Origin of the sequence: Maridesulfovibrio sp. (genome assembly GCF_963676065.1) — a bacterium.
Classification (GTDB): Bacteria; Desulfobacterota; Desulfovibrionia; order Desulfovibrionales; family Desulfovibrionaceae; genus Maridesulfovibrio.
Genome location: NZ_OY780933.1, coordinates 2421032 through 2443281, shown reverse-complemented (window position 1 = coordinate 2443281; position 22250 = coordinate 2421032). Strand labels below are relative to the sequence as shown.

22 protein-coding genes, 1 tRNA gene and 1 pseudogene are annotated in these 22250 nt (G+C 46.9%); 10 read left to right on the top strand and 14 right to left on the bottom strand.

Annotated features, from left to right (window positions below; genetic code table 11):
- Positions 1 to 49: 49 nt before the first annotated feature.
- Both cutA and ACKU35_RS10820 read right to left on the bottom strand, forming a co-directional pair.
- Positions 50 to 364 (bottom strand): divalent-cation tolerance protein CutA, encoded by a 315-nt coding sequence (cutA, locus tag ACKU35_RS10825; protein ID WP_319759230.1) that lies wholly within the window; start codon positions 362 to 364, stop codon positions 50 to 52.
- An 8-nt stretch (positions 365 to 372) separates the two neighbouring features.
- The gene (locus ACKU35_RS10820; protein ID WP_319759229.1) at positions 373 to 660 is read right to left on the bottom strand and encodes a hypothetical protein; all 288 of its coding nucleotides are present in this window, start codon (positions 658 to 660) and stop codon (positions 373 to 375) included.
- A gap of 129 nt (positions 661 to 789) precedes the next feature.
- On the opposite strand from ACKU35_RS10820, the gene nth reads away from it, so the two are divergent.
- The 3 genes from nth to ACKU35_RS10805 are packed head-to-tail and all read left to right on the top strand — an operon-like array spanning position 790 to position 3232.
- Entirely contained in the window at positions 790 to 1452 is a 663-nt protein-coding gene (gene nth, locus ACKU35_RS10815; RefSeq protein WP_319759228.1) for an endonuclease III, read from the top strand.
- Positions 1452 to 2588 (top strand): tRNA guanosine(34) transglycosylase Tgt, encoded by a 1137-nt coding sequence (tgt, locus tag ACKU35_RS10810; protein WP_319759227.1) that lies wholly within the window; start codon positions 1452 to 1454, stop codon positions 2586 to 2588. Before nth ends, tgt begins: the two co-directional genes overlap by 1 nt.
- The gene (locus ACKU35_RS10805) at positions 2588 to 3232 is read left to right on the top strand and encodes a YdcF family protein (RefSeq protein ID WP_319759226.1); all 645 of its coding nucleotides are present in this window, start codon (positions 2588 to 2590) and stop codon (positions 3230 to 3232) included. The genes tgt and ACKU35_RS10805 overlap by 1 nt, the downstream gene beginning before the upstream one ends.
- A gap of 4 nt (positions 3233 to 3236) precedes the next feature.
- Here ACKU35_RS10805 and ACKU35_RS10800 read toward each other — a convergent pair whose 3' ends face one another.
- From ACKU35_RS10800 to ACKU35_RS10790, 3 genes are all read right to left on the bottom strand, one after another.
- A complete protein-coding gene (locus ACKU35_RS10800) occupies positions 3237 to 4613 on the bottom strand; it encodes a YihY/virulence factor BrkB family protein (RefSeq protein ID WP_319759225.1) in 1377 nt (458 codons plus the stop codon).
- A 70-nt stretch (positions 4614 to 4683) separates the two neighbouring features.
- Complete coding sequence (locus ACKU35_RS10795) at positions 4684 to 7902, bottom strand: AsmA family protein (RefSeq protein WP_319759224.1); 3219 nt, start codon at positions 7900 to 7902, stop codon at positions 4684 to 4686.
- A gap of 112 nt (positions 7903 to 8014) precedes the next feature.
- A complete protein-coding gene (locus ACKU35_RS10790) occupies positions 8015 to 8863 on the bottom strand; it encodes an ARMT1-like domain-containing protein (RefSeq protein ID WP_319759223.1) in 849 nt (282 codons plus the stop codon).
- A gap of 268 nt (positions 8864 to 9131) precedes the next feature.
- Here ACKU35_RS10790 and ACKU35_RS10785 point away from each other — a divergent pair, with 268 nt between their 5' ends.
- The 6 genes and pseudogenes from ACKU35_RS10785 to ACKU35_RS10760 all read left to right on the top strand — a co-directional run bounded on the left by ACKU35_RS10785 (position 9132) and on the right by ACKU35_RS10760 (position 11786).
- Positions 9132 to 9365 carry a hypothetical protein gene (locus tag ACKU35_RS10785; protein WP_319759222.1) on the top strand — a complete coding sequence of 78 codons (234 nt, stop codon included), beginning with the start codon at positions 9132 to 9134 and terminating at the stop codon, positions 9363 to 9365.
- A gap of 62 nt (positions 9366 to 9427) precedes the next feature.
- Entirely contained in the window at positions 9428 to 10285 is an 858-nt protein-coding gene (locus ACKU35_RS10780; protein ID WP_319759221.1) for an ATP-binding protein, read from the top strand.
- Between the two features lie 4 nt (positions 10286 to 10289).
- Positions 10290 to 11147, top strand: coding sequence for an ATP-binding protein (locus ACKU35_RS10775; RefSeq protein WP_319759220.1), 858 nt, complete (start codon positions 10290 to 10292; stop codon positions 11145 to 11147).
- A gap of 12 nt (positions 11148 to 11159) precedes the next feature.
- The gene (locus ACKU35_RS10770; RefSeq protein ID WP_319759219.1) at positions 11160 to 11531 is read left to right on the top strand and encodes a CGGC domain-containing protein; all 372 of its coding nucleotides are present in this window, start codon (positions 11160 to 11162) and stop codon (positions 11529 to 11531) included.
- A 9-nt stretch (positions 11532 to 11540) separates the two neighbouring features.
- Positions 11541 to 11657: pseudogene (locus ACKU35_RS10765) on the top strand (FmdB family zinc ribbon protein); the annotation flags it as partial.
- Entirely contained in the window at positions 11658 to 11786 is a 129-nt protein-coding gene (locus ACKU35_RS10760) for a hypothetical protein (protein ID WP_319765440.1), read from the top strand.
- 82 nt (positions 11787 to 11868) lie between these two features.
- Here ACKU35_RS10760 and ACKU35_RS10755 read toward each other — a convergent pair whose 3' ends face one another.
- The 9 genes from ACKU35_RS10755 to lysS all read right to left on the bottom strand — a co-directional run bounded on the left by ACKU35_RS10755 (position 11869) and on the right by lysS (position 21767).
- Positions 11869 to 12708, bottom strand: coding sequence for a UDP-2,3-diacylglucosamine diphosphatase LpxI domain-containing protein (locus tag ACKU35_RS10755; RefSeq protein ID WP_319759218.1), 840 nt, complete (start codon positions 12706 to 12708; stop codon positions 11869 to 11871).
- Between the two features lie 2 nt (positions 12709 to 12710).
- Positions 12711 to 13514 carry an acyl-ACP--UDP-N-acetylglucosamine O-acyltransferase gene (gene lpxA / locus ACKU35_RS10750; RefSeq protein ID WP_319759217.1) on the bottom strand — a complete coding sequence of 268 codons (804 nt, stop codon included), beginning with the start codon at positions 13512 to 13514 and terminating at the stop codon, positions 12711 to 12713.
- Positions 13514 to 13978 carry a 3-hydroxyacyl-ACP dehydratase FabZ gene (gene fabZ / locus ACKU35_RS10745; RefSeq protein ID WP_319759216.1) on the bottom strand — a complete coding sequence of 155 codons (465 nt, stop codon included), beginning with the start codon at positions 13976 to 13978 and terminating at the stop codon, positions 13514 to 13516. Before fabZ ends, lpxA begins: the two co-directional genes overlap by 1 nt.
- A gap of 1 nt (position 13979) precedes the next feature.
- The gene (gene lpxD / locus ACKU35_RS10740; protein ID WP_319759215.1) at positions 13980 to 15008 is read right to left on the bottom strand and encodes a UDP-3-O-(3-hydroxymyristoyl)glucosamine N-acyltransferase; all 1029 of its coding nucleotides are present in this window, start codon (positions 15006 to 15008) and stop codon (positions 13980 to 13982) included.
- Positions 15009 to 15014: 6 nt separating this feature from the next.
- Positions 15015 to 15542: an OmpH family outer membrane protein gene (locus ACKU35_RS10735; protein WP_319759214.1), complete on the bottom strand. Its 528-nt coding sequence runs from the start codon at positions 15540 to 15542 to the stop codon at positions 15015 to 15017.
- 95 nt (positions 15543 to 15637) lie between these two features.
- Complete coding sequence (bamA, locus tag ACKU35_RS10730; protein WP_319759213.1) at positions 15638 to 18352, bottom strand: outer membrane protein assembly factor BamA; 2715 nt, start codon at positions 18350 to 18352, stop codon at positions 15638 to 15640.
- Complete coding sequence (locus ACKU35_RS10725) at positions 18339 to 19022, bottom strand: ABC transporter ATP-binding protein (RefSeq protein ID WP_319759212.1); 684 nt, start codon at positions 19020 to 19022, stop codon at positions 18339 to 18341. Before ACKU35_RS10725 ends, bamA begins: the two co-directional genes overlap by 14 nt.
- Entirely contained in the window at positions 19015 to 20244 is a 1230-nt protein-coding gene (locus ACKU35_RS10720) for a lipoprotein-releasing ABC transporter permease subunit (RefSeq protein ID WP_319759211.1), read from the bottom strand. The genes ACKU35_RS10725 and ACKU35_RS10720 overlap by 8 nt, the downstream gene beginning before the upstream one ends.
- Complete coding sequence (gene lysS / locus ACKU35_RS10715) at positions 20241 to 21767, bottom strand: lysine--tRNA ligase (RefSeq protein ID WP_319765386.1); 1527 nt, start codon at positions 21765 to 21767, stop codon at positions 20241 to 20243. The genes ACKU35_RS10720 and lysS overlap by 4 nt, the downstream gene beginning before the upstream one ends.
- A gap of 279 nt (positions 21768 to 22046) precedes the next feature.
- On the opposite strand from lysS, the gene ACKU35_RS10710 reads away from it, so the two are divergent.
- Positions 22047 to 22122, top strand: a tRNA-Asn gene (locus ACKU35_RS10710).
- Positions 22123 to 22250: the final 128 nt, after the last annotated feature.

Sequence of the window (22250 nt, the reverse complement as noted above, 5' to 3'; positions counted from 1 at the left end):
TTTAGCGGACAGAGACTATGCTGTCTTCTATGAAAAAGTCAATTGCAGACTACTTGGTATAGCCTTTCACCCATTCAAAAAATTGTTCGTTACCCTGCTTGGCTTCAACGGCCAAAATAGCCGGGCACTCGTAACTATGGATACTTTTGACTGTTTCTATCAAATTCTCAACCAGTTCCGATGTAGTTTTGGCTATCAGCACCGACTCAGCGGAATGCTCCAGCTTTCCTTCCCACCAGTACATGGATTCCATTTTATCAAAGATATTCACACAAGCGGCCAAACGGCGCATGATCAGTTCTCCGCCGATTTCACGCGCCTCTTCAACATCACCTGTAGTGATGTAAACCAGCATTACGGACATGCTGCCCCCTATTTGCAAACAGGACTTTCACCGGGTTTGGCGTTCGCAAGATAATTACTGATGGCATCAAGATCATCTGCTGTGACGGACATACCCATTTCAGCCATACGCTGATTGGTTTTTTCCCATGCGGCCAGATCTTTTTTACCTAATGCCCGGCAGACGCGTTTCAGGCTGTGACAACCAGTACACTTGGCAAAAACTATAGCGGAGCCATCTTCGGCACCGGAAACAGAAAGACCCAGACCGAATACAGTTAAAAGAACCGCAACCATAAAACTCGTTACTATTTTCATTTCAAGCCTCCACTTGGATTTGTATTTTTATGATACATTAATTGACATGGACGGCAAGATTTATCAACATCCAAGCGATATAAGAGATTATTGTAAGTTATACAAAGAAATGATAGCACACCGAACCTTATGAAAATAAAAAAAGCCGACCCTAAAATCCTGCACCGTGCGACAGAAATATATGACCGCTTAATCAAGCGGTACCCGAACCCACAGCCGGAGTTGGACTGGAACAATGCGTGGGAACTGATGGTTGCCACGGCTCTGGCTGCCCAGTGTACGGATGTAAGGGTAAATAAAATCACTCCCGAGCTTTTCCGCAGATGGCCCGGCCCGGCGGAAATGAATAAAGCCGATGTGGCGGAAGTGGAAGAAGTTATCCGCTCCACCGGTCTTTTCCGCAACAAAGCCAAAAACCTTAAAGGCGCTGCGGCAGTGGTCATGGATGAATTTCACGGTGAAATGCCCCAAACCATGAAAGATATGATCAAACTTCCCGGGGTGGCACGGAAGACGGCCAACATTGTCCTTTCAAATGCTATGGGTGTTCATGAAGGGGTTGCCGTGGATACCCACGTAAAACGTCTTTCATTCAGGATGGGCTTAACCGAAAGCACTAATCCCAACGTAATAGAAAAAGACCTGATGCCGCTTTTCAAACGTGAGAACTGGGGCGATGCCAACCACGTCCTTGTCCTGTTTGGCCGGGACATATGTTCCGCCAGAAGCCCGAAATGCGACATCTGCGAACTTAACGATATCTGTCCGAAAAACGGAATTGAGAAAAAATAATGAGCGAAGAAAAACAAAAACCAGGAACCTTTACAGTACACGCAACCGACGGGAATGCCCGCCGCGGAACACTTGTTACCGCCCATGGCGATATCCAGACTCCAGTCTACATGCCGGTGGGAACGCAAGGTGCGGTCAAAGCCGTATCACCGCGTGACCTGCGTGAAATTGGCTCCCAGATAATCTTAGGTAATACCTACCACTTGTATCTGCGCCCCGGTGACGACCTTATTGCCCGCCGTGGAGGCCTGCACAAATTTTCCACATGGGATAAACCAATACTCACCGACAGTGGCGGATTTCAGGTTTTCAGCCTTGAATCCATCCGCAAAATATCAGAACAGGGAGTGGAATTCCGCTCCTACATTGACGGATCAAAACATTTCTTTTCCCCGGAAAAAGTAATTTCCATCCAAAACAACATCGGCTCCGATATCATGATGGTGCTTGATGAATGCGTAGGTTATGGGCATGACCGTGACTATACAGCCCGTTCACTGGAAATGACCACCCGCTGGGCCAGACGCTGCCGTGATTCCTATCCGGTCGGCTCCGGAGATCAACTCATGTTCGGCATAGTACAGGGTGGTTTTCACAAAGACCTGCGTGAAATATCACTTGAACAGCTCAGTGAGATTCCTTTTGAAGGATACGCCATCGGCGGCTTGAGTGTGGGAGAACCCATCCCGGACATGTATGATATACTTCAACACATAGGTCCCAAACTTCCCGAGAACAAACCGCGCTATCTCATGGGCGTGGGAACGCCTCTGGATATTCTCGAAGGCATTGCCAACGGCGTGGATATGTTCGACTGCGTGCTGCCCACAAGAAACGCCCGTAACGGCACCCTTTTTACCAGTCAGGGCAAGGTCAATATCAAACGGGCACAGTACCGGGAAGATGACTCCCCGCTGGACCCCAACTGCGACTGTTACACCTGCCGCACTTTCAGCAAAGCATACCTGCGCCATCTTTACGCTGCCAAGGAATTACTTTCCTACCAGCTGAATTCAATCCACAACCTGCGCTTTTTCCTCAAACTCACCGAGGAAGCACGGGAGGCCATTGAAAATGGTACGTTCGCTGATCTCAGAAAAAAATACGAAGCGGTTTATGAACCGGTTGTAAGATAATGAAGATAGTACGCCCTGTACTTACGTTTATTGGAGCACTGACCGTTGCCGGAATGCTGGCGGCGGCAGTGCTTTTTTTCTTCGCCCCGACCCTGCTGCAGAAAGAAGACCCACTGCAGAAAGCTGACGCCATTGTTGTTCTTGGCGGTCATTTTTACCGGCCTGTCTACGCTGCCGACCTTTATAATCAGGGCTATGCGCCTCTAATTCTGGCCAGCAAGCCGATAATAACCCCGGAGATTGAAGCTGTACGGGATCTGGGCATCTCTTACCCATACCAGTGGGAGGTAATCCGGGATGTGCTGCTGAAAAAAGGAGTTCCGGCGGATAAAATAGAATTCTTCGGAAAAGCAAACATCAGTACTCTTGATGAAGCCAAAAGACTAAAGACAAAACTCAGCCCGCAAATTAAATCTATTATATTGGTGACATCTCCGATGCATACCAGACGCGCGGGAACCATCTTCAGGGAGCTCCTCCCCAATACAGTAAAAATTATTGTGGTTGGAACACCTTACGAAAAAACACCTGATCAATGGTGGAAAAACTACCGTGCCGCCCCATTTGTTCTGCTGGAAATAGCAAAAACAGTTTATTACGAGCTAGGTGGAGCCATGCAGGATTCCGAGCTGGACAAAAATTAAAACATTACGCCGAATTTTCTTCCGGCCTGGCTGGAAGTTTTTGCAGGAACTTGTCCATATTCTCACCACAATCGGCAAGTGTGACATCGCACCCGCTCTCGCGCAGGACCTTTCGGATGTCATCGATCATTTTAGAGATAAAAAGCATGCCCGCATTTTCCACCACAGTGCTGGCCCCCTTGCCTGAACCGGAAAGAATCCCCATGACTTGCAGCATGGTCAGATTCCTCGGTGATACCGCAAAAGTATAGACCTCGTTTTCATCATCAGCCCCCTTGATCAAGATTGCTCCTTCAACAAATTTATCCAGCAAAGGGGAGATAAAACGTACGGGAACTCCAATTTCACCAGCCAACTCTTCCAGATTGTATGGCGCCTCAGAGCGCTCAAAACGCAGGGCCATCAGACTTAAGGCCAGCAGGGAGAATTTCTGCATATCCTCCACTCCGGCATCAGGCATGAACTGCTGCTGTCGGTAAACCATCACATTCTGTACCGCATAACTTATTTCCGAACCGAGCAGGACTATAACCCAGCTGGCATAGAGCCAGACCAGAAAAAGAGGCAATTGCGCGAAGCTGCCATAGATTGCGTTATACTTGGACACCCCGATCTGCCAGTTGATATAAGCCCACTGGGCCAGATGCCAGACTGTACCGGACACAACAGCTCCGGAAAACGCGCTGCTCAGCCGCACACGGGTATTAGGCATGAATGAGTAGATAAATGTAAATGAAATCCAGATCAGCACCAGCGGAGCCAGATTAATCAGGAAGGCCTCCATCTCCGTGACCCCGTAAATATTCCCAAACTGCCCCAGTAGAAGCTCTTTTTTAATTGAGACACTTACGCTTGTAGCGACGATCAGAGCAACCGGACATATAAAAATAACCGAGAAAAAATCCGTAAACTTGCGCCAAAAAGTACGGCCTCTGCTGACCTTCCAGATTATATTGAAAGCCTTCTCCACAGTCCCGACAGTGGAAAGAACGGTAAAAAGCAGGGTTGCCACCCCGATCCAGCCAAGAGTCTGTACATTGGTATTATCAACGTACTCAAGAATTTTCATGACCACTTCTTCCCTTCCTGCGGCAACTTTAAGCAGCATGTCATGAATGTAGCTGGAATCCTGAAATCCCATCCCCTTCATTAAAGAAAACGCGACCGCGATAAAGGGGACAATCGAAAGCATGGTCGTAAAGGTAAGCGCGGAAGCGCGGATGATGCATTGATCCTTAAGAAACCCGATGGTAACCAGATAACCTATCCGGGCTAACGTATGCAGTATTTTTAACGGCCCCTTGTCATGGGAAGCACCCCAATCCCAGATCTCGCTCATAAAAAAATCGGAAATACGCTGCCCAACTTTTCCACCAGTCATCGCACCCTCCGCAACCTATTGGCAATTACATGTATCAACAGCTATATAATATCGAATTTAATGAACCATATCAGAATATAAGCTTCCTGAAAAACATAAAAGACCGCTCAGGAATACCGAGAACATCCCCCAGAAGATCGCTCCAACGCTCAAGCCCGTTGACTTCAACTCTGGGATTACTCAATTTTCCGCTAATTTCTACATTAACTCCAGTCATTGCGTCTAAAAAAGTATTCACAAGCCTGAGGTAAAGATTAGGAAGTTTGATTATATCTGCATTAACCTGCATATTAATAGAATTATCGGGAAAGCTGAATCCACCCTTGGCTGTTGCCGTGAGATAAATAGTCTTTAGCAGATAATTACCAACCTTAAATTTTCCGTCCTTACCGTTAATGACCCCCTTCATCACCGAAAAGCTGGTGGGACTTGGCTTTTTCTTTTCTTTTTCGTTCTTTTTAGGAGGGGCGGCGAAAAGATAGGAACCGTCCACGATCTTGAAAGCTATACCACCGCTAAGTGTATCAACAAAATCAATATTTGCAGTGGAACGACCATTAATTTCCAAAGAGGCATCGGTCTTGCCCGTCACATAATCACGACCCACGTAATCCACAAAAAACAAACCGGCCTGAAATCCCCGGGCTTCAACATCAGTGCCTAAGGAAACAGTACCGTTTTTAAGCCCCAATTCCAGCCTGCCCGCTAGACTGCCCTTATGAAAATCAGCTTTCATATTATGAATGTCGATGATTGCATTCTGCATATCCACATCCGCGCTTATTTTTCCAGCTCCGAAATCAAAAATTCTAAAATAGTTGCATTCCACCTTTCCGGTGGCATTAACCGCGCCCAAAAACTCATCAGGGAACTGCCATTCCGGTTGCCTGATATCTCCAGCTCCCGGATTTACGCTATCCTTGCTGAGTTTCTGCATTTGAGGTGGCAAAAAGTGATCGACATCAACCTTATCGGCTTTAATAACGAAATGAAGAAATGGATTTTTAAAATCGGAAATCTGAAAGGTGCCATTTGCTGCGGCATCATCGAGGCTACATTTATTCACCCGAAAAGTGAGGTTCTCACCATTCATTTGAAAAGAGCTGTCCAGCTCTACAGTATCAAAGGCATTGGGATCGTTGGTTTCTGGTTTGTTTATTCCGAATAAATCAAAAAATTCTGAACAATCTGTTTCAGGCAGCTTTATGACTCCTACGGCGGAGGCAGTCTCTGAGCCTAATCGATGGGCGTCGATATTCCCATTCAGGTCTATCTTACCGCTCTTAAAAGCAAAATTATCAAGCTTCAAATTACCTGACCTGATTTTACCCCCACCGGATAAACTAAGTGAAACATTTTTCTTAATGACCGGAACACCCTTACCGCCGATGCTGAAATCCAGTTTTCCATCCCTGATCTCGATATCCGAAAGATCGTTCCTGCTGCACAGCAGCCCTCCATGAAAAGATCCATTGAAAACTCCGGCAGGTTCCAGCATTACCCCGGAAAGTTTGAGAGCGAGCTTACGCCCGACCATATTTCGTGAAATATCACTACCTAGCGGAGAAAGATGTAAGGACACAGCGGTTTTTTCAGCATGCACTTTCTTCATCTCGTCAGGCACGCCCTTGAAGCTTAAATCAGCAACAACGCCCAGACCTTCCAGTCTGGAATCAAACTTGAGATTACGGACCAGTTCTCCCGGAGTGCGCCCCCGCGAAGTCAGACCGGAAAGCTTGAATGAAGCCTTACCGGCTCGAAAATTAAGACCCTGAATCTTTTGTGACAGACGGGACAGTGAGAAAGGCGAAACCGATCCCTGTCCGTTCAGATACAGAACGCCCTTTTCCTTATCACTGAACTTAAGGCCCACAGACAATCCGAAATCACCATCCAGATAAGATCCTTTACCGATACTAAGGCTTGCAACCTCCGGTCCCGGTGAAAGTGAAAGTTCAGCATTATTCAACCTGATCCCGTCATATACGAAGTGATCCACTTCCAGCTTACCGTTACAGGGAATTTTACGAACCATGTCGGCAATGACCATATCGCGAAAGGATTTTATGCCTGGACCGCCTCCGTTCTCAGGAGTCGAGTCCTTCTCTATTGATTTTTTTTCAAGGTCAAAAAGTTTCTCATATGGATCAAAAACCACGGAACCTGCTCGCACGTCGAACTCCAGCCATGGATTGCTGTAATCTTTAAGCGAAAAATCACCTTTGATTACAGTATGATCCACAGCAAGCACCATATTGGAAAGTTCCGTCTTTTCAAGGGTGGAATGGAAATTCATCTCAAAAGAAGCTACATTCAAAATATCTTTATATGCTGAGGGAATAGGGACAGGAGTAAATTTGGAAAAAACCTTCTTGGGATCGAATCTGGTCGATTTCAGCCGCCCCTTGAAATCCGGAGCATGGTAAATATCCGTACAGTTGGCGCTTCCGGATAAACGGATTCCGGCGCCCTGAAGAACCAGTCCTGTTACATCGACCCTGCCCTCTATGAGGTCGAAATCAAGAGATGCAATTCCATCCACTGATTCCTTGGCACCGAGCAACTCTTTACTCTCAAGCTTGAGCGCTAGCGATGTGTCGGATAGGGCTACCCGTTTTTGGCGCACGGAAAAATCAACCAGCCCTTTAAGGTTAGCCTTGGCTTTTAGACTGAACAGCTCTGCATCGAGTATGGCACTGATTTCAAAGGCCAGCGGTGTGCCTTTGCGAAGCAGACCGGTACGAACATTGATCCCGGAGACTCTGAAAGAATTACCGCTACCAACATCATTATATGCACAAGTGGCGTTCAGAATGCTGGCTCCGCGCACACTTATGCGGTTAAAATATCGCTCTCCGGAAGTGCGTTCTCTTTCTGTTTCACTTGAATCAAAAACAGGGAGATTAAGTGAACCGTCCTTCAGCCTGTCCACATGCAAAGACGGCGAATCGACGATGATGGTATCCACCTCCAGTTCCCCACTCAGCAAAGGCAGAAGTCTGACCTTTAAATTAATATCCTTAACTGTAAGCTGGTGTGGATACGATGAATTTTCAGGAGCAGAAACAGTAACCGGGCCGGTATCAACGCCCAGCCAGGGATAAAAATTCAGGTCGAAATTATCTTGAAAACGGACATCCCGGCCCATCTGCGAACTGAGAATCTTTTCCAGCTCTACTCGCGGCCCATCCGATTCCAGATAAAAAGCTCCCCCCGCGGCCACTGCCAGAACGCAGAAGTCGAAAGCGATGAAGAACACCCAGATTATTTTTTTTAGCCGCAAAAGCACTAAGAGCACCTGTGTTGATCATTTACCGTCAATCTATGATTAATACGGCATAACACAAAAAAAGTAATGGTAATTCAGCCAAACGGACACCATCACCAGTACAACCGAATTATTACTCCTGACACAACAGGGAAGTTTTGACAGGATGGCCGGTAACATCTGCCACAACCGGACATTTGACCTTAAAAGCGTAGAAAACATCAGGTCTCACGCCCCAGAGAGCTTCAAAATTACCCTGTCCCTTGCTGAGTACAACAGGTGAATCATCAAGCAATGTACGAAACTTTGAATTACAGCGGTCAAGGACGGTTCCCGGAGTATCAACACCGGATGTAATTACCTCGCACAGATCGGTCATCCCCACAATTTTAGCATCCAGCATGGTGGCATCATTGAGGATATTCTTTCCGCGTACAGCATAAGTCACATTAACGCCTTCTTCGCGCAACAATCCGGTTAAAATAGTATCCAGCCCAATTTCACCGGCATTATCTCCCAAAATCAACAGGGATTTATGTGACCGTATGTTATCCATAAGCTTTTCAAAAACCTTTATATCAAGTCCGTGTTCCAGATTCTCAAGTTCTGTTTCCCAGTCATATTCCCCCATCACCGCGCAATCCATATAATTGCCGATAATTGAAACGCTCATCGCGGCCAGCAAAGGATTATCACTGCCCAACACTTTGGCCTTCACTTCCGTAAGCAATTCCAGAACCCGAGCGTTGGCTTCTTCTTTCTGGGTTTTAAAAATATCTACATCGCCCACATACTGCTTTGTTTCACGAAAAAGCCTTCCGGCAAGTGATGGAGGTGACTCATTCAAATCAGCAGCTGCAAAACCGGCAGCCCAATGTTTAATTACCGTTTCGTGTATCTCTTCCTGATCGGGACAAGCCGCCCTAATTCCTGAAATCGCCATTTTCAAAAAGCACGGTAAACAATCCAGATGAGTTCTCATGGCAAGACCTTTCCCCGTTCGCGACGAAGGGGGCTAATTTTGATTCTATTCTCATAAAATTAGGGCTAATTTTAAGCCCTAAACTAATTTAAAAACAAATCTCTAAAGCAACAATATATGTATTTTCAGCAAGTTACCATCAAGGCACGACAGTTGCTAATCTTTAGGTAACAATAACTCAAACAGAGGAGCAACAATGACATTTACAAACAGAAATAACAATAGCTCCCAAAGGGCCGGTCGAGGACTTGGTCCTTGCGGAGCCGGAATGGCCAGAGGAAAAGGTGCCGGTTTCAGACAAAATGCCGGACGCGAGATGGGTCAGAGAATGAGTCAGGGAATGGGCCGTGGACAGGGTCTCGGTCTTAGGCGCAGGGACGGTTCATGTCGCAATATGGGCGTGCAGGATTTCGGAACGGACGAGTACAGCAATGATCTGGAAAGACGTATCGCAGATCTGGAAGCTGAGAACAGAAGGCTCAAAGCTGAAACAGCCAAATAATAAATCGATAGGTTCCGGTATTTAGTATCGGAACCTTTTTTGAAGTTGAAGGAATAACATATATGAAAATAGCAATTGCCAGCGGCAAAGGCGGAACCGGGAAAACCACTGTCGCCGTTAACTTCGCCGCCTACCTTGAATCTCTGGGCAAAAGTGTAAGCTTTACCGACTGCGATGTGGAAGAGCCTAATGCCCACTTTTTCCTCAATCCTGATTTGGGTCCTGAACAAAAGGAATTCCTTGAAGTTCCGGATATTGACGAAGACAAATGCCTTGGGGAATCCTGCAAAAAATGCATCGAACTCTGCCGCTTTAAATCCCTGATCTGGATGGTTGATTCAGTGCTCTGCTTTTCCGAACTCTGCCATGGCTGCGGACTGTGTGAATTGGCCTGTCCGGCAGATGCCATCGGTAAAGGTAAAAGAGAAATCGGCACAACTTCCACCGGAAAAGCGGGCAACATTTATTTTTCTAAAGGGCTGATGCGTATCGGTGAAGCAATGGCCCCGCCGCTGATCAATGCGGTAAAAAGAATTTCCCCCCGGGCAGAAGTAAATATTCTGGACTGTCCCCCCGGAACCTCCTGCCCGGTGGTGGAATCCATTGACGGTACTGATTTTGTTGTACTGGTTACCGAGCCCACCCCTTTTGGACTGCACGATCTTAATCTGGCTGTACAGCTCATGCAGACCCTGAAAAAACCATGTGGCGTGGTCATAAATCGCGCCGGCATGGGTGATGACCGGGTGGAGAAATATCTTATGGAAAAAAATGTTCCACTACTTGGCTCGCTCCCGCACAGCCGTGAAGCCGCGGCCCAATATTCCGAAGGGAATCTGCTTTATGAAAGCATTCCCGGCTTCAAGGACGAATTTGCCAGAATCTGGTCCTCTATCCAAGAACAAGTGAGCGGAGCATAACAGAATGAAACAGTTAGTAGTAATCAGCGGAAAAGGCGGAACAGGTAAAACCAGCGTAGTTGCCGGGCTGGCCTCGGTCGGACCGAAAAAAGTTCTGGCGGACTGCGATGTTGATGCAGCAGATCTGCATCTTATCCTGCATCCTGAAATAAAAGAAAAACACGACTTTTACAGCGGAGAACGGCCGGAAATTAATCCCGAGCTTTGTACACAATGCGGCCTTTGCGTCGAGCATTGCAAATTTGACGCTATTTCTACCGATTTCAACGTAATGCCCGAGAAATGCGAAGGGTGCGGCGTGTGCTCATATGTCTGCCCTGTCGAAGCTGTATCTGTAAACCCTAGACTCTGCGGTCAGTGGTTCCAGTCTGAAACCCGATTCGGGCAGATGATCCATGCCGAACTGGGCATCGGCGAAGAAAACTCTGGAAAACTGGTCACCACAGTACGCAACGCTTCTGCCGAAATTGGAGAAGAACTGGGCGCTGAGCTGGTACTGGTTGATGGCTCACCAGGTGTAGGATGTCCGGTCATCGCCTCTTTGACCAACGCAGACCTTGCGGTATTCGTGGCGGAACCGACCATATCCGCTGTGCACGACCTGAAAAGGGTACACAAATTGTGTGAACATTTTAAGATTCCCTCCATGGCAATCATAAACAAATGTGGGATCAACTCCGGACAGGAAGCCGAAATCCGCTCCTTCTGCGCTGAAAAGGACATCCTCCTCGCAGGGGAACTACCTTACGACACAATTTTCTCAAAGGCTCAACTCGCTGGGCAATCCGTAGTTGAATTCGACCCTGAAGGAATGGGTAAAAAGATTGAGGCTATCTGGAACAAGATGGAAGCTAATTTTTAAAAGGAGAAAATCATGGGCAAGGAAAAAATCGTTATTCTCGGTTGCAGCATGGCGATGGACGACATATGCATCGGGTGTTCCCGCTGTATGGTCGGCTTTAACCGCCGTGACGGAGAATTCAAAAGCTGCGCTGATGATACAGAACTGGTCGGTATAGTCGGTTGCGGTGGATGTCCCGGCAGCGGTATTGTGACTAGAATGGCCCATATGAAGCTCTGGAACGGACCTATGGACGAAGTTCCGAACAAAGTTTACATTGCTCCTTGCATAACCATGCACTGTCCACACAAGGACGTTCTCCTGAAAAAAGTTAAAGCCAAGGCCGGGTGCGAAGTCATCGAAGGTACCCATCCTTATATCCCGGAAAACATCTTCGGTGAATAAGTACAGAACATGCCAATATATGAATTTAAATGCCGCGAGTGCGGAAACGTATACGAAGAAATCAGCAGCGTGAATGCAGAGACAAGCAAATGCCCGAATTGCGGAAAAAATGCAGGGGAAAAACTGATGTCATCAACTTCATCGCTGACAGGGAAAGATACTCCCAGTATTCCTGATGCCCGCGGGACCGGTTGCTGCGGGGCCAATCCTTCGTCTAAAGGATGCGTCCCCGGCTCATGCTGCGGTAAGGCTTAAAATTAATAAGGCACCGTCTTTAGAACAAAGACGGTGCCTTTTTATTACATAATTAGATACTTAGCAGATTGCAGCAAAGACTTTAATCGGACATTTCTTCAACAAGTTCCTGAGTCAGCCCGACGATTGTAATGCCGTGCTTTTCAGCAAATTTCACGGATTCATCTAAATCAAAGAAAAGGCTTTTCCCTGCTTCAACTCCAAGGCAACAAGCTCCAAGATCCTTCATGCCCTGAACTGTCTTCAGCCCTATCGAAGGCATATCCACCCGTTTTTCCTGACCGGGCTTAAAAACCTTGACGATACAGCAGCCCTTTCCGCCGAGCTCGCAACCGCGTTTAACCGCAGCGTCCGTACCTTCAATGGCTTCAACGGCAGCGACGATTCCTTCGCGAACAACAACGCATTGCCCGATATCCATCCGGCCAAGTTCACGGGCGATCTTCCAACCGAAAACAAGATCGGACCGCTCTGTATCGTTCGGTTTCCGTTTGGTCAGGAAACCGGCAGGAGTAAGAAGGTCAGGCGCATATTCATGTGGTCCGACTACCTGCATACCCTCAGATTCAAATTCAGCAGCAATGGTCCTAAGCAGAACATCATCACCCTTGGTAGCCAGCTTAAAAAGCAGCTTTGCGGCCCTAAAATCAGGACGGATATCAAGGGCTTTAGGTTTATTGATTGTCCCAGCCATTACAACTTTGCCGACCCCGTTTTTTTTGAAAAAAGAAATCAGCTTATTGAGCTGTCCGAGCTTAAGCTCAACAGATGAATCAACGAAGTCTTGCACTTCGAAATTTGAATGTCCCTTAAAAAAAACAGCCACAACACGGTTTCCCTGTGCTGCGGCTCCTTTTGCAACCAGGAGGGGAAATTGTCCCCCCCCGGCTATAAGACCTATTGTCTCAGAATTATTTTTCATATTTATTTAGAGCCATGTCCAGCCGAGGTAACTCCCCGTTTGCTGGAACGGATAAATTCGATGAGATTCAACACTTCAGGAATTTCAGCAAAATCCTGTTCCGCCTGTTCCAAAGCTTCTTTGCGGGGAACTGCTGAACGGAAAATAAGCTTGTAAGCTTTTTTAATGGAATTACAGGTCTTGGCATTGAAACCATTCCTGCGCAGTCCAATGGAGTTTGGTCCCTGGAGCGCACCACGTACACCGGTTGCAATCATGTATGGAGGTACGTCCTGCCCGAAACCGGACATAGCACCGATAAAAGCATAATCACCGATTCTGACAAACTGGTGAACACCAGACATACCGCCGATGGTAACATAATTACCGACATCTACATGTCCGGCTATATTCGCAGAACTGGCCATGATAACGTGATCGCCAAGGGTGCAGTCATGCGCCACATGACTATAAGCCATAAGCATGCAATCGCTGCCTACAACAGTACTTTCGTGACCGATATCAACGCCGGTAGCACGGTGGATAGTCGCATATTCACGCAGGATATTGTTGTCTCCCAGTTTTACCCATGTTTCCTCACCCTTGAATCCAAGGTGCTGGGGTAAATCTCCGAGGATAACGCCGCTGCTGATGGTATTTCCGCTACCCATGCTGACGAATGACTTAATATGTACATGCGCATCAAGAGTGCAGTTATCACCGATAATCGTGTTCGCTTCAACAATGCTAAAGGGTCCGATCTTAACATTTTCTCCCAGCTGTGCGCTGGAATCAACAATGGCTGATGGATGAATGTCGGTAGACATTACAAAGACTCCCGGTCGACAATTGCAGCGGAGACTTCACCCTGTGCGGCGACTTCACCATCTACAGTTGCAACACATTTCATTTTCCAGATGTTCATTTTGCGCTTAACCTCGCCTATTTCAAGGACCAGTTTATCACCGGGAACAACCGGTCTGCGGAATTTGACTTTATTAATACCGGTGAAAAGGAAAACCTTATCGCTTGTATCAATTTCATCAGTGCTGAGGACAATAATTCCTCCGGCCTGAGCAAGAGCTTCCACGATGAGAACTCCGGGCATAACCGGAAGTCCGGGAAAATGACCCTGAAAAAAAGGCTCGTTCATAGTCACATTCTTGTATGCACGAATGGACTCGCCGGGTTTGATTTCTTCAACCCGGTCAACCAGAAGAAATGGATAACGATGGGGAAGCATCCCCATAATCTGTTTAATATCTATAATATCAGGAGTTGAATTACTCACTTTAGTCTTCCTTGCTTAATTCAGCTTCCAATGCCTTTATCCGCTTTTCAAGCGCAGACATCTTCTTTGCCATATCCGGCAACTTTCTATGGTATATTGAAGAGCGTAAAAAATTACCCTTTTCCAAAAGAGGGGAACCTGCCCCGATAAATCCGGCAGCAACGTCATTGGTCACCCCGGCCTGAGCGCCGATAATAGCACCATCACCGACTTTTATATTATCGACCAAACCGGCCTGAGCGGCAAGAACCACTCCCTTACCGAGTTTGGTACTTCCGGCAACACCGGATTGCGAAATTATCAGGCAATCATCCCCGGTGGTGACATTATGGGCAATCTGGACAAGGTTGTCGAGTTTAGACCCGGAACCGATTCTGGTTACATCAAGGGCAGCCCGGTCAACACAGGCGTTAGCGCCAATTTCAACCTGATCCTGAAGTTCGACAGAACCAATCTGGGGAATCTTCATATGCTTGCCTGAAACCTGAGCATAACCGAACCCGTCAGCGCCGATCACAGCCCCAGGCTGGATAATAACACCTGCTCCGACTACGGTTCCGGCCATAATTGAACAGTTCGGATAAATAACGCACCCGGGGCCGAGTACGACATTTTCACCGATGTACGATCCGGCAAAGACTTTACAGTTCGGTCCAATCTTGGCGCCCTTGCCAATGAAGACAAAGGGGTAGACGGTGGCAGTATCGTCAACTTCCGCTTCAGGATGTATGAACGCCAGCTCGTGAATTCCTTCCAGACATCCTTGAGGACGAGAAAAGACATGCATGGCCTTGGCCAGATCCATATACGGATTCTCACTGATAAGAGCGGACTCCACCTGATCTGCATATTTTTCTTCAAGCACCACGGCAGCAGCCTTGGTAACTTTTAGTGCTGATTCATACTTGGCATTAGCGAGAAAGGAAAGTTCAGAAGGACCCGCCAGTTCAAGAGTGTTCACTCCTGAAATTTCCTTATCATTACCCGCCATCTTCAGGCCGATAAGACCTGCTAGTTCAGAAAGAAGCATATAAACCTACTTCTTGCCGGCTCTGTACGCACGGTTCATTTCAAGCAGCAGCGGGTTGGTGACGTCGATAGATTCGTCGACATAAAGAAGGCCGGAAGTTTTCTTATCATAGATAGCAGTGTATCCGTTTTTCTTACCATACTCGTCAACGACCTTCTGGATAAGTTTAAGTACGGGGGTTCCTGCTTTTTTCTCTTCAAGCTGCATCTTGCGTTGGGTGGCCTGAGCAAGATCCTGATAATCACGGACTTTGCGCTTGAACTCGAGTTCTTTATCCTGTTTTGCTTCAAGGGAAAGCACAAGGCTCTGTTTCTGCAGGGACTGTTTCAGTGTTTCCAGTTCCTTCTGCTTGCTTTCAAGTTTTTTCTTGGCACTTTCAAATTTCTTTTCCATAGCTTTCTGCGCAGCCTGGCCTACCTCAGAGTCCTTAATCAGCTTGCCCATAGAAGCAACTGCAATTTTCTGAGAGGCGGCAAAAGCGGGAGCCTGAAAAGCAAAAACAAGTACCAGTACTGCTAAAAGAATTCTACGCATTTAAAATTACTCCTTATTATTCCAATCTTATAATCAGTCGAAAAGGCATGCCGAACTTCGGCATGCCCTTATTTACATTAATATGTCAAATTCTGCTAGAAGAACTGTCCCATTGAGAACTCAATTTTATGTCTGGCGCTATCTTCCAGCTTATCAAGACCGTAACCGTATTCTACCCGGATCGGACCCATCGGTGAGAACCAGCGAATTCCTGCACCGATACTCTTATACATGCCGAGGAAGAGCTCTTTACCGTCTTCCTGCTTAGTGTCGTAGAAGAAGTTCTGTCCGTCATCCCAAGCATTACCGATATCAAAGAACCCAACACCCACAAGGCCAAGCTCTTCGCTGATGGGGAACAGAAGTTCAAAGTTCATGTAGAGCATCTTGTTACCACCGATCCTGTCATTTGAATCAGGATCGCGGGGTGAAATTTCACGACTGTCATAACCGCGAACATTGTTGATGCCGCCAAGATAAAATCTTTCAAAGACAGGCATGTCGCCGTCTCCGAAGTTATCATGAATGAATCCGGCACTACCCTTCCAGTGGAAAACCAAATCCCAGAACACAGGGGTAAAGTAGTTGGAGTCGTAAGTATATTTTACATAGGAGTCGTCACCCATAAGGATACCGCCACCCATTTCCACTACAAAGTTATTAACAGTACCGGATGAAGGGTTAAAGGCTTTGTTGGTAGTATCACGCTTCACACCGGCAGTGACAACACTGGACCAGTTAAACCCTTTGATATCCTTGATGGATTTAGCGGCAGTATCCGAGACTTCCGATATGTAATAGTTATCCAGACGGTAGTTTGTGTAGAAGTGAGTATACTCGCCAAGCGGATATCCTGCGGAAACTACACCACCGATTGTCTGCTTGTCGTAATCGGTGAAATCGTCCGTACGCCAGTAGGTGTTGAAACCACCACCCCAGCGGGTGTCATTGATACGGGGATTGTAGAACTCCAGACCGTAACTGATGGTCTTGGAACTCCAACCGCCGTTAAGACCGAATTCCCACCCACGTCCGAAGAGGTTGCGTTCAGTAATCTTGGCTGAGACAAAAACACTGTCAGATGTGGAGTAACCGATACCACCGCTGACCATACCGGTGTTTTTATCTTTAACCTTAACCTTCAAGTCCATTTCACCGGGATCGCCGGTAGGAACAGGTTCAATATCAACTTCACTGAAGAAATCGAGCTTATTCAGGCGGACAATGGAACGCTGCAGTTTGGAACCACTAAACTGATCACCGTCAGTCAGGCGCATTTCACGCATAATGACGTTATTCCGAGTCTTGGAGTTACCTTCTATGATAACCCGGCGGATATGCACTTTTTGACGTTTTGAAATAATAAAAGTGATATCAACGGTTTTGTCTTCCTTATTCTGGTCAAACTTAATGTTTGCCTCGGCATAAGCATAGCCGTAGTTGGAATAAAAATCGGAAATGGCCTTCATGTCTTCACGCAGGACAGAGCGATCAAGATACTCGCCTCCCTCAGCCATGTCGTCGGCAGTGATGAGTTCACGCAATCTCGATTTCTTGACTATCAGATCACCTTGAAAACTAACTTTACCGACCTTGTAGCGGTCACCCTCAGAGACCTTGAAAGTGACGTAGATGCCGTCTTCCTTGATGTCAATTTCAGGCTCGCCTACTTTTGCATCAATAAAGCCGCGGTTACCGTAGTAAGCAAGAATTGCGGCTGCATCTCGTTCAAGCAGCTCTTCCTTGAGTACGCCGGTCTTGGTAAACCATGATAGCCAGCCCCGTTCCGTCAAAGCCAGCTGACTTTTGACATCATCAGGATCAAGCTGCTTGGCCCCTTCAATTTTAATGCTTTCAATATAAAGTTTCTTGCCTTCATCAACATTGATATTCAAACGGGCCTGAGCACCGTCACCATCTACATTGTAATCAATTTTGGCGTTGTAATACCCTTCCTTGCGATACATTTCGCGCAGGGTGTTCAAATCGTCGGAAAGAACTTTCGGGTTAAGGACTGCGCCTTTTTTGGTATTAACCGCCGCCAGAATATCATCTGCGTCAATGGCATCTTCACCTTTAATAGAAATAGCCTGAATGCGCGGCCTTTCCTTTACATCAAAGATAATTTTTTTGCCGCCGGGCATGTCGGAAACCTTAACTTTTACATCGTCAAAGTAACCGAGAGCGTAAATATTTTTCAGATCTGCATTAATTTTGGAGGGAGTATAAATATCACCAGTTTTGATATTTGTGCGCATAAGGATAACATCCTTATCAAGCACCCTGCATCCACGGACTTCAACTTCCGCAATTTTGTCCTGACTGAGCAACTCAAGTTTCACTTTCGAAACCAGCTCATCCACAGCAGGCAACAGGTTGATTAAACCCTTCTTGGAAACAAAAAGCGGAACCGCAGGTTTCATGCCGAACGCTTCCACAAGACGAACATCCAGACTAAGATCTTCTCCGATCTGGCTGAAACTTCCGTATATGGAATATCCGGCTCCTGCAAGAAGAGCCATATCTTTTGCTGCCTGAATATTCAGGTATTCAAATCCCTGCTCATCAACCAGTTGTGAAACTTTTTTCTGATCGACTACTCGGAATCCAGCCTCGCGCAATCTGTCGGAAAGAAGAGTGGGTAAACTGTCCTTAAGATATTGGGTATCAGCATCAGCATTAACTTCAAAGGGAAGTACGGCAATAATAACACTGGAGGCATCCTCTGCCTGTGCCTTGCCTGCTCCGAAATGAATCAGGACAGCAAGAGTTGCCGCAATCAGTAAAAGCAGAATTCTAGTTCTGGGCATACAGTTCTCCGGAACGCAACTCAAGTCGGCGTCGCATAACACCGGCAAGGTCCATGTTGTGTGTAACAACTATGAGCGTCATTCCAAGCTCTTCATTAAGGGAAGCCAGCATTTCTCCGACCATTTTCCCTGTCTTCTCATCCAAATTACCGGTAGGCTCGTCTGCAAGAAGGACTTTTGGCTTAAGCAGAATGGCTCGCGCAATAGCGGCCCTCTGCCTTTCTCCGCCGGACAGGGTTGTCACCCTGTGATCTATCCTGTTCTGCAACCCAACCAGCTCAAGGGCTTCACGGGCCATATCAGAGGCTTTCCCCTGACTTTTGCCTGCCATCATCGCAGGAAGCGCAACATTCTCCAGAGTAGTAAACTCCGGAAGAAGGTGGTGAAACTGAAAAACAAAACCGATTTCCCTGTTTCTGACTTCGGCTCGCTTTTCAGGTGTCATATCATTAATATTCATTCCCGCAAACCGGATATCTCCGCCTGAAACGGCATCGAGAGTACCGAGAATATGCAGTAATGTTGTTTTACCGGACCCGGACGCCCCAAGAATGGCAAGGGACTCTCCTGTATCAACTTTCAGGTTGACGTGATCCAGAATCCGCACAGTCTCTGTCGGTCCTTCGTATTCTTTTACGATATCATTAAGTTCGTAAAGCAAATTACTCATACCTTAAAGCCTGTGCCGGTTCCAGTGCGGCCGCCTGCCTTGCCGGATACAAAGTCGCAAGAAAACAGAGCAGGAAAGCCGCCACACCGATTATTGTCAAATCCATCCAATCCATCCGAATGGGCAAATAGTCCACCGGGTAGACGTTGCTGGGCAATTTAATAAACTGATATTTCTTCAGCAACAACGCCACGGGAACGCCGATCAGATACCCGAGACTGGTCCCGATAAGTCCGATCAAAGTGCCCTGCAACATAAAAATTCTTCTAATACTACCTGACGTTGCCCCCATCGACATCAGCACCGCGATATCTTTGGTTTTTTGCATAACCAGCATCACCAATGTAGTAATAATACTGAACGAACCGACCATAACAATCATAGCCAGGATGATAAACATAGCGGTTTTTTCAAGCTTAAGCGCCGCAAAAAGGTTGGCATTCATTTCCTGCCAATTCCTGATTTGCACCGGATACCCGGCAAGCTCTTTATCCAGCAGTTTGTCTATCTTATCAACTGCATATACGTCAGCAAGCCTAATTTCAAGACCGGAGACAAAATCCCGCTTAAACCCGAGCAGTCTCTGCGCGGCTGTATTGCTTATATAGGCCAAAGAAGAATCATATTCATACATACCTGTACGGAAAATTCCACCGACCTTAAAGACCCTAACTTTCGGCGTAAAACCTGCCGCGGTGCGGGTTCCTGAAGGTGAAAGCAGATTGACAGTATCACCTATGACCAGTCCCAGACGTTTTGCAAGCTGGTTGCCTATTACGATTTCAGAAATTTTACCTTTGGCTGACAGACTATCCACACTTCCGGAAACCATGTCTCCCGGCAAGCTGAGCACACCCTTGGCGGTATCAGAATCCACGCCTCTGAGCACTACTCCTTTAACGCCGCCTTCACTTGAAAGCATTACCTCGGAATAGATAAAGGGCGTTACACCTGTAACGCCCGGAATCTGTTCAATTTTGTCTGTCATATGGTGATAATTCTCAAGAGTGCCGTCATAAGCGGTCACTATGATATGGGCGTTTACTCCGAGAATCTTATCACGAAGATCGGTAGAAAAACCGTTCATAACCCCGATCACCACAATCAGGGCTGCAACGCCTAAAGCTACTCCACATACGGCAAAGAGAGAGATTACCGAGATAAAATTATTTTTTCTCAGGGTAAACAGATACCTCAGTGCGACGAAGAGTTCAAACTTCATGAGCCACCAGTGCCGGAAGCGCCTTCGGTTCTAAGGAGAGGGAAAAGAATAACTTCCCGGATGGAGGCACTGTCGGTCAACAGCATAACCAACCGGTCGATACCAATCCCCTGACCTGCTGCCGGAGGCATACCGTATTCAAGGGCGCGGACATAGTCCTCGTCCATGTTATGGGCCTCGTCGTCACCGGCGTCCTTTTCAGCGACCTGCTCCATAAACCTGCAACGCTGGTCCACGGGGTCATTCAATTCCGAAAAGGCGTTTGCCAGTTCACGACCGTAAATAAACAGCTCAAAGCGGTCCGTAATATCCGGATTATCTTCATTTCTTCTAGAAAGAGGAGAAATATCAGTCGGGTAGTGATAAATGAAGTGAGGCTGGATCAGATTAGGTTCAACCAAATGATCAAAAAGCTTGGCCTGCAGCTTACCGAGTTTTTCACCCTCGACAGCCTTTTCACCGATCTTCTTAACCAGTTCCTTACATTTATCATAATCATTGTATATTTCAGGAGAAACTCCGCCGACCTTTTCCAGAGATTCGTGGAAAGCCATACGGTGCCACGCTCCGGGTGTAAGATCGATTGTTTCGTCCTGATACTCAATGACGGTTTTTCCGTTAACAGCCTGACAGACGGAAGAAATCATCTCCTCGGTCAGGTCCATAAGGTTTTCAAAATTGGCATAGGCCCAGTAGAATTCAAGCATAGTGAATTCCGGGTTATGCCGGACCGAAATACCCTCGTTACGGAAGTTGCGGTTGATCTCATAAACTTTCTCGAAACCGCCGACCAGCAGACGTTTGAGATAAAGCTCCGGCGCAATGCGCATGTAGAGCTGCATATCAAGGGCGTTGTGGTGGGTGATGAAAGGACGAGCCGCGGCGCCGCCTGCGATAGGATGCATCATGGGTGTTTCCACTTCCATGAATCCCTTGGAGTCCAGATAATTACGGAGGGCTCTTACGATCAAGGTCCGTTTTTGAAATATCTCACGTGCCCGCGGTGTGACGATGAGGTCAACGTAACGCTGGCGATATCTGGTCTCAACATCCTTAAGTCCATGATACTTCTCGGGGAGAGGACGCATGGATTTAGTAATCAGGTCTACTTTGTCGGCCTTGAGAGTCAGTTCATCAGTTTTAGTTCTGAAAAGCTCACCTTCAACCCCGACAATATCGCCGATATCGAATTTCTTGAAAATTTTGTACAGGTCTGCGCCAAGGTCATCCCTTGCTACATACACCTGAATCCTGCCGGTCGGATCCTGAAGATGAAAGAATGCAACCTTACCGAAGGACCTGTGGGTAATAACCCTGCCGGCAAGCTTAAACTTCTTGCCCAGAGCTTCCAGCTCTTCGCCTCCGAGGTTGTCGTAATTGTCCCAGATTTCCGAGACTTCTGTATCTTTACTGAAGTCGTTAGGGTAAAGCGGTACACCCTCGTCGAGAAGGCCGCAGGCTTTTTCCACACGATTCTTCAGAACCTGATTGAGTTCGTTCTGAGCTTGCAGAGCCTCAAGCATGGGCATAAATGACTGCACATGCTCTGATTTGGTTGCCAGCTTTATTTGCTTTTTCTTCTTGCCACTCAAGTTATTAATTCTCCGTAACCGAATAAAGTCTAGATAAACACAAGATCCGTTGATTGCCTAAGCTAATTACCCTTTGTCGTCAAGAAAGTACATCTTTAAATAGTTCACTTTCGCTCATAAAATTTTTTTAAAAAAAGTGTTTGACAAGTGCGCTCCAAATCCGTAGAAACCATCTTCGTTGCAGCGGGAAACCGCACAACACCCAAATATTCCTCGGTGGCTCAATCGGCAGAGCGGGTGACTGTTAATCACTAGGTTGGGGGTTCAAGTCCCTCCCGGGGAGCCAGAATATGCAAAGGCTGCTTTCACATGAAGGCAGCCTTTTTCTTTTGCTTATGACTACCGTATTCCCTGCAATGAAAATTATTAAGATAATTCTTTTACAACATTAAATATATATACCCTGAAAAAAAT